The 13,617-nt window shown below is 48.7% G+C and carries 10 protein-coding genes and 1 pseudogene; 7 read left to right on the forward strand and 4 right to left on the reverse strand.

All coding sequences use genetic code 11. From position 1 onward, the window contains the following. From ACL7TT_RS19625 to ACL7TT_RS19640, 4 genes are all read left to right on the forward strand, one after another. Window positions 1-3,066 (forward strand): beta strand repeat-containing protein (locus ACL7TT_RS19625; RefSeq protein ID WP_413397898.1); only part of this gene is annotated, 3,066 nt, incomplete at its 5' end. Between the two features lie 751 nt (window positions 3,067-3,817). Continuing rightward, window positions 3,818-4,912 (forward strand): alkaline phosphatase D family protein, encoded by a 1,095-nt coding sequence (locus ACL7TT_RS19630; protein ID WP_299948612.1) that lies wholly within the window; start codon window positions 3,818-3,820, stop codon window positions 4,910-4,912. A gap of 124 nt (window positions 4,913-5,036) precedes the next feature. Further along, window positions 5,037-5,558 carry a DUF6933 domain-containing protein gene (locus tag ACL7TT_RS19635; protein WP_413397899.1) on the forward strand — a complete coding sequence of 174 codons (522 nt, stop codon included), beginning with the start codon at window positions 5,037-5,039 and terminating at the stop codon, window positions 5,556-5,558. Window positions 5,559-6,106: 548 nt separating this feature from the next. Then, window positions 6,107-6,559 (forward strand): hypothetical protein, encoded by a 453-nt coding sequence (locus ACL7TT_RS19640; RefSeq protein WP_413397900.1) that lies wholly within the window; start codon window positions 6,107-6,109, stop codon window positions 6,557-6,559. Window positions 6,560-6,748: 189 nt separating this feature from the next. Here ACL7TT_RS19640 and csrA read toward each other — a convergent pair whose 3' ends face one another. Both csrA and ACL7TT_RS19650 read right to left on the reverse strand, forming a co-directional pair. After that, window positions 6,749-6,937, reverse strand: a complete 189-nt coding sequence (gene csrA / locus ACL7TT_RS19645; RefSeq protein WP_299940917.1) for a carbon storage regulator CsrA — start codon at window positions 6,935-6,937, stop codon at window positions 6,749-6,751. A 922-nt stretch (window positions 6,938-7,859) separates the two neighbouring features. Beyond that, window positions 7,860-8,939 (reverse strand): NAD(P)/FAD-dependent oxidoreductase, encoded by a 1,080-nt coding sequence (locus tag ACL7TT_RS19650; protein WP_413397901.1) that lies wholly within the window; start codon window positions 8,937-8,939, stop codon window positions 7,860-7,862. Between the two features lie 156 nt (window positions 8,940-9,095). Here ACL7TT_RS19650 and ACL7TT_RS19655 point away from each other — a divergent pair, with 156 nt between their 5' ends. Further along, window positions 9,096-9,974, forward strand: coding sequence for a LysR family transcriptional regulator (locus ACL7TT_RS19655; protein WP_413397902.1), 879 nt, complete (start codon window positions 9,096-9,098; stop codon window positions 9,972-9,974). Between the two features lie 126 nt (window positions 9,975-10,100). Here the strand turns inward: ACL7TT_RS19655 and ACL7TT_RS19660 are convergent, their stop codons facing one another. Then, complete coding sequence (locus tag ACL7TT_RS19660) at window positions 10,101-10,589, reverse strand: GFA family protein (protein ID WP_413397903.1); 489 nt, start codon at window positions 10,587-10,589, stop codon at window positions 10,101-10,103. A 457-nt stretch (window positions 10,590-11,046) separates the two neighbouring features. Between ACL7TT_RS19660 and ACL7TT_RS19665 the strand changes: the two genes are divergently transcribed. Together ACL7TT_RS19665 and ACL7TT_RS19670 are read left to right on the forward strand one after the other, a co-directional pair. Beyond that, window positions 11,047-11,454, forward strand: coding sequence for a Rid family hydrolase (locus ACL7TT_RS19665; RefSeq protein ID WP_413397904.1), 408 nt, complete (start codon window positions 11,047-11,049; stop codon window positions 11,452-11,454). A gap of 351 nt (window positions 11,455-11,805) precedes the next feature. Then, on the forward strand, window positions 11,806-12,417 hold the full coding sequence (locus tag ACL7TT_RS19670; RefSeq protein ID WP_413397905.1) for a hypothetical protein: 612 nt from the start codon (window positions 11,806-11,808) through the stop codon (window positions 12,415-12,417). Between the two features lie 110 nt (window positions 12,418-12,527). Here ACL7TT_RS19670 and ACL7TT_RS19675 read toward each other — a convergent pair. Further along, a pseudogene (locus ACL7TT_RS19675) lies at window positions 12,528-13,303 on the reverse strand (IS5 family transposase). Between the last annotated feature and the right edge of the window lie 314 nt (window positions 13,304-13,617).

Consider the following 13,617-nt stretch of genomic DNA (forward strand, 5'->3'; position numbering starts at 1 on the left):
CATAAACACGGCCACTACCATTTGACCAGTAGCGGTGACGACGGCCAATTTTCGCGACACCAACGTGACTTTTATGGAAGCTTTCAGTCACACGGACGGCTGTCAACTAATAGTGACGGTCAGTTCCAGTCCGGTAGGCACATTCACTTCGAAGGTATTTTCAGTGCAACCACAGCGCTTTTAACCGGCAGCAGTGGCGATGACCAGTTTACCATCACCGGCACAAATACCCTGAATACAGCGAACATCAACTTCAGCGAAGTGGATACAGTCAATGCGGGTTCGGGCAGTAACCGCCTGGCGGGCTCGGATGGTGAGGACAGGTTCGAAATTACCGGCCTGAATGCGCTGATGGCCAATGATATTGCCTTTAATGGTATCAGCAGCGTTGATGCCCTTGACGGTATCGACACGGTCAACGGAGCCGAAGGTGCCGAGTGGTTACTGACTGGTAATAATTGGGAAGCCAGCAACAACGGCATCGCCTTTTTCAATGTAGAAACCCTTACCGCCACCAATGCCACCCTGCTGGGTACTGCCGACAGCGATACCTTTACCCTGGGTGCCGGCGGTGAGGTGGAAACCTATGAAATGCGCTTTACCGGCCTGTCTGCAGTGCAGGGCCGGGGTGGCAGCGACAGTCTTGATGCCCTTGCCTACATTGATGGCCTGACATTGAATGGCAGCGATAACCAGTTGCGAGCTGGCACCCTTGCATTCGAGGGTATTTTCCGTGCGACTACAGCGCTTTTAACCGGCAGCGGTGGGGATGACCTGTTTACCATAACAGGCACAAATACCCTGAATACAGCGAACATCAGCTTCAGCGAAGTGGATACAGTCAATGCGGGTTCGGGCAGTAACAGCCTGGTGGCATTGGATCTGGTAAGCCTGACTGGCAACAGTAAGGAAGCCGTAACCAGTGGAATCCGTTTTGGCGAGATCGACAGTGTCACAGGAGACAGCCTGGCGGGCTCGGATGGCGAGGACAGGTTCGAAATTACCGACCTGAATGCGCTGATGGCCAATAATATTGCCTTTAGCGGTATCAGCAGCGTTGATGCCCTTGGCGGTATCGACACGGTCAACGGAGCCGAAGGTGCCGAGTGGTTACTGACCGGCAACAATAAAGAAGCCCGCAACAGCGGTATCCTGTTCTCTGAAGTGGAAACCCTTACCGCTAAAAATGCCAACCTGCTGGGTACTGCCGACAGCGATACCTTTACCCTGGGCGCCGGCGGTGAGGTGGCAACCTATGAAATGCGCTTTACCGGCCTGTCTGCGGTGCAGGGCCGGGGTGGCAGCGACAGTCTCAACGCTCTTGCCTACAGTGATGGCTTGACATTGACTGGCAGTGATAATCAACTGAACGCGGGTGCGCTTACTTTTGCTGGTATCCATAGTGCGACAACGCGAACCCTTAAAAACCCGATTGATTCAGCCATCTTCAAATTGGCGGGAAGCAATACCCTTGAAACCGCCGGAATTCGAATTGACGGGTTGGATAGCGTCAATAATATTGGGCGTGGCGGTGTATTATTGGGAACTAGTGGAGACGATCACTTTGGGCTCTCCATCAATGGGGATATTAGCGTGGCCAGCATTAATTTTGCTGGTTTGGATATCGTTGACGGAGCAGATGGCAATGATAGCGTAACAGCGGAAGGCGCTATCTGGACCTCTATTCTTAAGGAGGGTGCTTTAGTCAACCGCAGTGCTAAAGCCACGATCAATAGCCTTTCTGTGTTGTTTGAGAACCTTGAATTGGTTGAAGGAACTGGAACTTACACCGGTCAAGATATTGATAGTGAGTATGTGTTCAGCAGTTTGAATACAATGACCATTGGGGGTATAGCCTTTGCTGATCTCAATAATTTAATCGCGGGCAGCGGAAATGATGTTATACAGGGTGCTGATATTGATGCAAGCTGGGCTATTAATGATTCACAGCAGCGTGTCAGTAGCGATGGCAGGTCCCTGATATTTAGTGGTGTTGAATCGATATTTGCCGGTAGCGGTGTTGATCAGTTCACTTTGGGCGGTAGTCAACTTACGGAAATTGATACTGGAGCAGGTAATGATTCGGTAGTACTTTCTGGTACGGTTATTGACACCATTTCCTTGGGTCAGGGGGATGATTATGTACAGGTGGATACTGTAAGCAACCCGGGAATAGAGCTATTTGGAGGCATTGGAAATGATGCATTCCAGTACACCCTTGCTGATGGTATTTGGCAAATATTCTCAACAGGGAATTCAGTAGGCAATATACGATTTGACGGCTTTGAATGGTTAGAGAACACCGCAAACAACTTTACCCTGGAGACGGATTTAGGCTTTGATTTCACCACTGAAAATACTGGTTCCGGTATCTTGAACCAGAGTGGCGCAGGTGTGGTATTTACCAGGAGTGGCATGTATTTGGGCTATGATGGCGAAGGTGATGTTAGTGTTGTCAGTAGTTCAATAGAAACTATCGGAGGACGTCTTAAAGCTGACCGGGCGAATTTGACGGTTGCTGGGGATCTTGATATTGAGACAGAAGTAAATATTTTGGGCGTTTCTACCTCCGGCAGAGATATTGATATCAGCATCTTGGCTCAGGGGGATCTTGTGATTGATGAAATCAATGCAGGGCGGGGTACTGTAACACTGGCCAGTACCAGTTTTGGAAACCTGACTGCTGAAACCTATGGCGATACCCATATTACTGCAGGTGTGGTAAAACTGGGGGTTGAGGCCCAGCCGTGGGCTTTAATTGGCAGTGCCGTAAATCCTCTGCGTATGGACGCCACAAACCTGGTTGAGATTGTTTCAATAACCTATTATGAGCCAGATTTTATTGGCCAGATTCCTGTTTTTTCCAGCACGGGGGACGAACTTCAGTCCATAGCCGGCGCGCAGGCTGCCCAAGGCTTGAAATCTGCTGTACAAAATGGGGTGGAAGACTTCACGCAAATTGATCCGGCAATATTCAATGCGGTGAATCCCTATAGCAGTGGCGTAGATGCAGTAAATTCACCAGAAATGCGCCTCAATTCCGGTGAATTAACGCCCATCTATTGATCTGGGCGTATTTAGAGTAGAGGTGATGAAGAATGACAGAGGTGAGCCATCGCTGGTTCCATTATTTTTTTTGTGAACCTATGGGCGGCACTGCATCGAAGTATTGGCAATGCGAGGCTTTATTTCATGTCATTCTTATACCATTGCCGAAATTATTCTATACAAAGTATTATCAGGATACTTTGATCAAAAGAATGCCAAAAGTGAGCAATGAATTCAAAGAACTTTGTAACTTTCTTGAAAATGCATAAGCACAAAGCTCGATATTGCGGAGCCTTTTGTATTTGTCTTGCAGGCAGCACCAGCCGCTCCTAAAAAATTCAGCCTTGATCTGTGTGCCTTAGCCGACTTGTGCTGGTCATATGTATTATCCCTGGGCTCCCAATTGTATTGAAAGAAACCACCTCATAAAGGCCCAGGTAAGCGATAGAGTGTCGTTCTTATTGTTTTCGCTGTCCCTGTCACCCTCCCGACAACCAGTTAACGCTTTTGGTACCTTTGGAAAGTTGCGGCAAGGGAAACCCTGTAGGTCTCTTTCGAGGGTATTGAGAATGAGGCAGTAGACGTGGTGTGGCAGCTATGCAAGATACAGTAAAATTGCAAGTGATGACAGGGGTTGCCCTAGCTCAGGATCTATTGTGCTCCCCGCCTGTTGCGAATACAGTTGCAAGCATCTGATTGAGAGTCATAAATTTTTAACAAGAAAATCATATATTGGATAATCTTTCGATTAGGGTACTTGATAAGAGAGATGAAACAAATTAATCGCAGAACTGTACTTAAAGGCATGTTTTCTGCAGCAGGGCTCTCGCTGGCCCAGAATTCCCTGGCAAATCTTGGCCTTTCTCTGGATCTGCCGGATTCCCCTGCCTTGCGCCGTATTGCGTTTGGGTCCTGCTGTGATCAAAACAAGCCCCAATTAATATGGAATAGTGTGATTGCAAGGAACCCGGAATTGTTTATTTTCCTGGGTGACAATATTTATGCAGACACGGAAGACATGGAGGTTATGGCGAGTATCTATGAACAGCAAGCCAAAAACTTTGCAGCCATTCGGAACCAGTGCAATGTTATTGCTACTTGGGATGATCATGACTATGGTATGAACGATGCTGGCATTGATTACCCAAAGAAGCAGGAATCCAGAGATATTTTCCTCAAATTCTGGGGTGAACTGGACAGCCCAAGACGTCGGGACGACGGCATTTATCACAGCTACTATTACGGGCCTGCTGATGCTCGTGTACAGGTGATTCTGCTTGATCTTCGCTATGAGAGAGCCGCAATTGATAAAGTGGGCATGTTGGCAGAGGCGGGCAGGCATATCAGAAAAATGGGGCCTTATAGTCCGGCAAAAGATATGCGGAGTATGATGTCTGAACAACAATGGCAGTGGCTTGAAAAGCAGCTGGAGCAACCTGCCGATTTAAGAATTATTGGCTCCAGCATTCAGTTCCTGGCAGATTTTACCGGCTGGGAAGCCTGGGCAAATTATCCTGCAGATAAAAACAGGATGCTCGGTTTAATTAAGAAGACCCGGGCAAACGGCGTTATCTTTGTGAGCGGTGATACGCATTGGGCGGAGTTGTCCAGGCAAACAGAGGGCGTTCCCTACCCACTCTACGATTTGACTTCAAGTGGCTTAACGAACACCTGGTCACAGGTTAGCCCCAATCAATACCGTAAGGATGATCTCTATTTCGCGGAAAAAAACTTCGGCCAAATCGCGATAGATTGGCAGGGAAGCAACACAGAAATTACCCTGCAAATCTGCGACATCAATGGTAACGCCAAAATCTCGCATACCGTGGCCCTGAATGACTTACAGATCAAAGAGACTGCGTGAGTGGGTGCGGAGTGAGCCGAACAATTCACATGCGCGCCATGTGTGCAAAGAGGTGGAGATTGCCGGGTTTATAAGTCAAACTGTCTTGTATTGTGAATAAATAAGCCTTTCAACATCAATACAAATGATCATTCATTGCACCAAAAGATTGGCCGCCAGGCTCCCGGCAGTCTCCACTGAATCACTCACGGAAACCAGCCCATTGGGCAGCTGGCATGGGCACCTTTATGTGATTCACCGTCGTAATTGCCTATTGTTCTGCCATGATGAAACCCGCTATACCGTCTTCCTGCCCGGGCTTCGGAAGCCGGAATTGGCGGACTTGGGCCGCTGGTTTAAAGAGGCCTTTACCGCATCGCTGGCCTATATGGGCCTGCCAGACAATCAGGTGCGCCGCGCAGCACTGGCATTGGGGGCGGTACAATTTGACACCAACACCAATCGTTCGGTGCAGGGCAGCCTGAACCAGATGCGCTTTATGCTGGATGGCCGCCTGGAAGAAGTGAAAGACGTGATGCTACTCAACCCGCTATCGGTCACGCGCTGGCTCTGTCACTATCCAGTGCATGTACGCGGTGGCAAGGGATGCTGGATGGCCGATGATGCCATGGCGGAGCGGGTTGCGGCTTTATCCCACGCACTATAAACAGGCTCTGCAAGAAACCGAAAAGCTGGTCGGTGTTGGAGTGTGAGTAGAGCAGCAAGTTGGCAGGTTAAGGCTGTAAATTCACTTCAAGCTGATAGAGCAACCCTCAATTAATGCGCCAATATTCAATTTTTATCCATAATGGCTGCCAGTGAGTTTTCAACTAATCCCTGAGTACTGGAAAACCTGCTACTGATCGCCCGCGAGACGTTGCGTGGCAGTAGGGATGCCCGTACCTCTCGATAATCTGGTTTTGGAAGGATCACCCTATCCTGCCCAAAAGTTGGCGTGCCCAATTGCTATGGCTGCAACGGTTGGCAAATGACCAATCACCCGGCAGCACTGCCCGCATTTACTGGCAACAACCGTGTAGTCCTGGCCAGAGTGATGGGGCAGAGGTTGAGGGCTTTGCATCGAGTCAGTTGGGAGGGCAACATAAATTGACAATAGGTGTCAAAGCCGGTAGAAACCACAGCAAGGTTTCAAAAACCTACAGTTGCTCAACCGTGCTTACTGGTGGTGTTCTCTCTTAAAAACCGGGAGTAAAAATGGACGAATATACGCATGTTGTGATAGATAAAAATAACGTTGGCCTGGATGTACTCAGGCAGCGGATCAGGGCGCGCGGTTTATTAACGGCAGAAGCCAGTGGCTATCAACTGGCAGATGGTTCCATTAAGCTAGAGCACCACCTGCATGTATTTTTGTGGGATAGCACTCCCGCTGGAGAAATAGGTCGCCGGGGGATTATTGTGAACAGTGAACCGGGCACAACTTTTAGGGTGATAGTAAGATGCCCGCACTTCACAAAGGATGGCATATTTTTTTCAGGGACATTACAGGGCGATAATGGCCATAATGGACCACCGAAAGGAATATCTACCAATGGCGCCTGGGGCTATAAAGGGAACATTGAGTCAAGATTTTGTTTTATCGAAGGCCTTCATACCCGTGATAGACCGGGATATGAAGGCTGGGAAAGGGGGGATGGATGGCCGTAACCCGGGCACTGGCCACCCAGGCGGGCTACTGGGAAAATCCCATTTCAGCGTTGGGTTTTCGAGCCTAGCAGAATGCCTGTGGTGTATGCGTGTCTAATGGCAATTAGCGCCGCGCCACAGCGTATATCTCGGCCAGAATAATACCCACCACCGCACACTTTGGGCAGCAGCGGTGCCGAAATCCGCAGTTCAACGGGTTTCCGTGTCCTGCATTTGTTCCTTCTGGATACGCAGATACACTTCTTCCCGGTGTACCGGCAGGGATTTGGGGGCCGCGATGCCCACCCTGACCTGGTTACCGGTAATACTCAATACGGTGACGGAAACATTGGTTCCGATTCTGAGGTTCTCGCCGGGCCGGCGTTTTACAACCAACATAAGCCTTTCCTTCCGGGTTGCAAATCCCGGGATGACTTTTTTTATGATGGGAATACTGGGAAAGTAACCTGTGAAGACACTACAGGGAGGTGCACGGGAACGGTAGGCGGTAAAGCGAAACAGGCGCGTGCAACGCTTCCAGAGCCTGGGCAACCACCCCTGGCGTCTGATAATGTCCCACTTTATTGAAGACGAGCGGGTTTCTAGCGTATGATCCATAGAGCCACTTTGATAGTGATGTTATCAATTTGGTTAGCTGGCCCTTTGGTGTTAGTGCACCTTGGGTCAGCGCCTTTTACTTACGCTTAGGTCACGTACCGTTCTCCTGTTGTAGGGAAGGCTCTTTGAGAAATGCCCGGGTTGGAAACTGCCTGGGCTTTTTGGGCCCCTTGCGCTACTGGCTCGCAAAAACCGGCCCAAATACTGATAGAAACCTTTGGATTCTACGCCGCTTTGACACGAAAGAAAACGGAATGCAATCCAATAAGATCATTTGGATGCCTATATTTATAACCCCAGGGGCTCGGGAAAACTGCCATTCCCTTTTTAAAAGTGCCGGTTACAGGGGTACGCACTACCGCCGCTTACGCCAGAAGATCACTGGACAACATCACCATTTTTCGGTTGTCGAAATTGCCCTGGAGTCCAACGCTTCTATCTGTGATGCAAGCCTGGGCTTTATCCCTGGCGAGCGCTGATCTCTCAAATACGCCAGATAGCAATTAATCCGTGTGCTGAACACTGTAACAAGTAGGCCCGGCGCCGCCCGCTAAGGCCGCGCCAAGTATGGACACAGGGGGGCATTTAATGGGGCAACTGGCAGTGCTGCTGCTGGCCAGGTTGCAGGAACGCCTTGATAACGAGCACGGCGTAAGGATGCATTTGGTTGGGTTGCTGGCGGGTTCTCAGTAGCCGCCAGGTGCTAGCTGGCATTGGGTGTTGTACCAAACCCTTTGTAGATTTTGTTAATAAATAAATCTTTCTGCTTTAACCCCACTAAAAATCCCGCAGTAGTCACCGCAAAGGGAAATTGCACCACTCCCTGCTTTTGGCCCACGGGAATCAGCGCCATAAGCGGATTGCGCTTATAGGCTTTTACAGCCTTGCCTTTGAGCTTGTTCACGATCACCTTTGCAAGGTGTTTACCCTGCTCTACGGCAAGATAGCCCAGCCTGGCCTCGCCGACATCGGCAATATCGCCTAGCGCATATAAGTTGCCCATGCCTTCAACCTGCAGTTTCTTATCGACTTTAACAAAGCCGTTTTCATTCAGGATATGGGCAAGTTCCGCTTTAAGGAAATCATTATTGGGCAATACGCCGGTTGCTTCATACACCAGGTCGGCATCACTGATGTGGCCTGTATTCTGGTCAATGTACTGATCATCCTGCTTCTGGTACCGGCGATTGAATTCAATCTCAACCCCCAGGCTTTTTAGTTGCTGTTGTGCCCTGGCTTGTGCCTTTTGTTTAAAGCCATTCAATAACACATCATTATTGTGCGCCAATACGAGCTTGATGTCCGGATGCGCATGGGCAATTTCTCCGGCCAACTCGACACCCACAACGCCACCGCCAATGATCATCACTTTTCGCGCTTTTTTAAGCCGGGTATGGGCTATCATCAATTCATTATTGCGAGCCTGAAGACCCATGGACTCGTCTGTTTTGGCAATCGGCAAACCGGGATAGCGGGTGCCCGAGGCTATGATGCCGTGCTTGAACCGGATCTCTGCGCCATCGGACAATACCGCACGCTGAGGGTCGAGGGTTTGAACGCGGCTTTGAATAAAACGCCCTTTCAGGAAATCCTTGTAATGCTTGCGGGCCCGATTACCGGTTGTGCCGGGATCAGCCAGATTCCTGAGGGTAGCGAACGTCACCTCAAAGTACTCTTTTTGGTCCACCAGGGTGGTGTGAATGCCCTGTTTCTCCAAAGCCTGGGCCACGGAGACCCCGGCAAAGCCACCACCTACAATCAATACATCGGTTTGAATCGTCATTTCACTGCACCTGAAGCTGAAGTCTTACTCTTTGAATCGCAGAATAATCTGTTGCATTTATGTAGTAAATGCGTAAATATAAGACAGGTATGTGCATAAATGCACATCCATTAACAGACAATACCAGTGTCAGAAGAATGATGAGTCAGGTGTAGTATGGAGAAGTGGACTGAACTGCGCACGGCCTACAAACTGGCCAAACTCGGTACCTTAAGCGCCACCGCCCAGGCAATCGGCGTGCACAGGTCAACGGTGATGCGCCATATTGATGCCCTGGAAGAAAGCCTTGGTATCGTGCTTTTTCAGCGCAACGATAAGGGGTACCTCCCAACCGAAGCGGGTCTGGAGATTATGCGCCTTGGGGAGGTGACCGATAACCAGTTCAACAATCTGTCTGACCGGCTGCAAAGCAGGGAGAAACCCCTGCAAGGTACATTGACCATCACCATGGTCAATGAAGTGGCCAGTGTATTGATGCCCACCATCAGGCAATACCAGGCCCAACACCCGGGCATGCGGATGAATATCATTGGGGATTTACGCAATTTCAAGCTTGAATACGGGGAGGCAGACATTGCAATCCGTGGCGGCCCGAAGCCCGAAACCCCGGACAATATTGTTTTACCATTAACCACTGTTGAGATTGTATTATGTGCCCATAAAAGCTATATAAAAAAGCACGGCCACCCGGCAAAAGCTAATCTGCAAAAGCACAGGTTTATCGCTTTGAATGAGAAGCCAGTTCACTTGCCATGGAATGACTGGATTTACAGCAACGTAGATGAAGATCACATTATTTTAACCACGTCGGCAACCCAGATCCTGAGCCGCGCGCTTTTTTCTGGCATTGGTATTGGCGGCATGCCAAAGACGCTGGTAACAACGAACCGGGACCTGGTTGAAATTCCTGTGGGTGAAGACTGGAAACTATCTCTATGGACGCTGGTGCATCGGGATATGATCAATATGCCCAAGATCAGGACATTTATTGACCTCCTGAAGCAACAAACCGATTGGGAGATTAATCCACTGTAGAAGCTGAAGTGATTCCGCAGTTTTTGCGATCATTAAAAATCCTGGGTTGGTTATTCCCGAACAGGAATCAGCACTGGCCCCCTCTCCACCTTTTAGTGCGGGGAGACGGTTACTGCCGGATCAGAACTATACACCGGGCTGATGGCGTTTATGCCATTGCGCCAGGGATTCCTGGGGGTAGGTATCAAAGGTTTCATCGTTATTGCGGATATCAGGCTCAATCCAGAGCCTGGCATACTTTAGCATCATATGGGTGCGCTGGGGCGGTATGGGCAGCTCGGTATCTATGGCCGAGGCAAAAGGATGCACCAGCTCTGGCCAGCGTGGGTCCCAAAGCCAAAGGGCACTGCCACACCTGCAACAGAAGGAGCGCTGCGCAGGGCTCATATTTTTTTCTCCTGTAGCAGAATCCCTGATTTCGGCCTGGTAGATTGATAAAAACGCCTTACCTTCAACCTGCAACGAGTTGAAATCACCTCCCAGATTAATGGCATATCCCCCGCCCCCGGCGGTTTTTCTGCATATTGAGCAGTAACAGCGGTTAAAGGGGTACGGTTGTTCCATATTTAAACTGAAGCGCACCGACTGGCAATGGCAGGAGCCCGTATATTTCATATTCAAATCCCGAGTGTTTGCTTATCATTATAGAATCAATAAATTCCTGGTATCTCTTTGCAAGCAAAACAACGGGCGGTATACCGCCATAGTTTAGTGTATTTGGGCCAGACGAATTGCACACCTTTTAAAAAGTATGATTGACCTCACCCCGTACATTTGTGACTACGCAGGTAGAGAAGGGCAGACATCCATCCTGGTAAAGATACGCAACTGGTATTCCAGCAATCTTTTGACGTGCCGTAGTGGAGTAACGCCGATGAATTGATCCGGATCGCGTTAACTGAAGCAAGCCTTTGCGTTCGCAAAAATCAACAGCCAATACAGTAATTCCACCGCGTTTAGCGACCTTCCCGCTGGTTAAAGCTTTTGTCACCTGACGATTCTCCAAGCTGTTTATCAGTCTATACTCGCTATGATCAAGTGCTGTCTTTCTAAGCAGATAGAGGCTGACGAGATGAAAAAAACTGGATATGAACATGAAAACCTGAAAGTAACCCCCTGGTTTCATTGGGGATTAAACGTAGAAGATGCCAGGGAATTTTTCTTTGTCACCGGCCAGTGTGATTTCGATAAAAACGGGGTGACAAAGTGCATGAATGATCCCGTAGGCCAGACCCGGGTCATTCTTGAGCAAATAGAACAGACTTACACCCAGGCCGGATACAAGCGGAATAATATCATCGGCATCAACTGGTGTGTGACCAAAGGGGTCACTGAAGAGCAGACTGCCGAAATTCTGGCAGTTTGGGCAGAGTTTATCAAGGATGTGGAAGTGAAGCCTGCCGGTGGTATTTGGAAGCGTATCGAAGGGCTGATTCATCCCAATATGCTGGTAGAGCTTGAGTTGACCCTGGGCCGCTAAGTTGCAAGCTCCATATTCCCTGGCAAGATCGATATTATTGTATGGTTCTTAAATCTACAACGCCTGATCGCTGGGGGCATTTTTTTGAGCAAGAGCCTGCTCAGCTTCTGGCACGATTGAAAGAGTAGCCTGATAGTTAGCAGTGCAAGAATGACGTCGGTACCCTCGAAAAACACCTGGCAAAGTGGAAGCCCGGAAAGCTGCCGAGGGCATCGAAAACGAGGAAGGGACAAAGGGCCCCGGCCTATAGTACGTTAGACGGCCAGAGGGAAAGACTGTTAATATATCAAATAATTGAAGTGGCCATGGCAGCCACGATATAAATATCAGACTGAATTTAAGGTGCTCGATTTGTCTTTACCTGATTACTACGAAAGAATTTTTAACGAATTAGAAAAGAATGACCCAATCCAGGCAAGTTTGGAAAACTTGGTTTTTTGGGCGGATGGGGGCAACCCTGACTTGCGGTGGCTTAAATTGCCGGCGATGCTTGGGGCAGACGAACAGGAACTTGCCCAGGCTTGGTTAAGCGCAGAGGTTTCTAATATGGATAATATTCATTCTTTTTCTGTTCTATATTTTAGTTTGCGTGAATTTAAAGACAGCGCTGGGCGAGAGTTTTCCGATGTAGGGTTGGTAGTATATCCAACAGCTTCAGACAGCTGGCCCTCCAGTCGAGACTGTTTGTATTCAAAATCTGATTTGAGTTCGAGATATTTGCGGAATATTGGTGCGGTATGTAAGGGTAATTCCAAACCGAACTATTTGAGCAATGATGGCTATATCGGGTTTAGTTTATGTTATGTCTCCTTAATGGCCAGGGAACTGTGTAAAAGCGAGCAAATTCTTCGATACAGCAATATTAATCCCATTAAAGTGGCAGTTGGTTATACTTCGGGCGATATTCTCGAAATTATGAATATATCTAGTGGTTCCATTTCTTATGCGCGACAGTTTGCCTAACACTCCAGTGAGTCATTTGATTTCTTTGACTTGTGTTGGACCTGTATTTTTTTACAGCTGGTTATAGTGGGGAGGGTCTGGTCAGGGTAGTGGAGCTGATGCTTAGTATGCTAGGGCCTGTTCACACTAATTAAAGTATCGACAATAAGCGCAAAGTGAATAAAAAATGTGAAAACGACATCCAGTTTGTCAAAACGAGAGAAAATTCTTCTGAAGCCCTTCAGGCGTCGAAACAGCCTCTCCACTTCATTTCGTTTTTTGTACGCCTCTACGTCGTATTTCCAGGTGCTCAATCGGTTACTCTTCGGTGGCACGACAGGTTCCATGCCCAGATCGAATACCAACCGCCGGGTTTCATTACCCTCGTGGGTCTTGTCCATGATCACTTTGGCACCATCCCAACCGCAGTTCTCAAGGGTTTTCAGCAGCTTTCGGCCCTCAGGAGCGTCTCCAGCCTGCCCCGGTGACAGCGAAAATACTACGGCGCGGTTGTGGCCGGCTGCAACCATATGAATCCTGGTGGTCCATCTTGCTCGTGATTTGCCGATAGATTGAGGACCGTTTTTTTTAACGCGCCAGTGCCATCTGGATGAACTTTAACAGCCGTAGAATCAAGAGAGATATGATCGACCTGGATATTGATCACATTATTTTCCTGGAGGGCCAGAAAGACCCTATCCAGTACACCTTGCTTGGCCCAACGATTCGCCCGCATGTAGACGCTGTGCCAACGACCGAATTTCTTCGGCAGACCTCGTCATTTGCAACCATGCTCGGCTATGTAAAGAATGGCGTTCAGCACTTGTAAGTTGGATATTTTCACGTTGCCGCGCTGGAGGGGCAGAAAATCTTCGATAATTTTGTATTGTTGCGCTGTAATTTCCATATAGCATTTATATAGGATTTAGTGTGAACAGGCCCTAAAAAAACCGAGCGGTTCTTCCAGCAGAAAAAGTAAAGTTCTTTGAGCTGATTGAGAAGAATCATAAGGGCACGATGTCAAAATGCTGTGTATGGGTGTATCGAAAAGCGGATTCTATGTATGGCGTAAGCGCGAGGAGTGTGAATGTCGGAGATATGACCGTTGCCTTACTAGCACTATCGTGGCGTTACACCAGGATTTCAAAGAAGAATATGAGGTGCGTCGAATACATATCAGCAGTTAAAGTGTTGTGGTCTATCATGCAGCGTCAGATGTGT

The organism is Microbulbifer jejuensis, assembly GCF_047289955.1.
Classification (GTDB): domain Bacteria; phylum Pseudomonadota; class Gammaproteobacteria; order Pseudomonadales; family Cellvibrionaceae; genus Microbulbifer.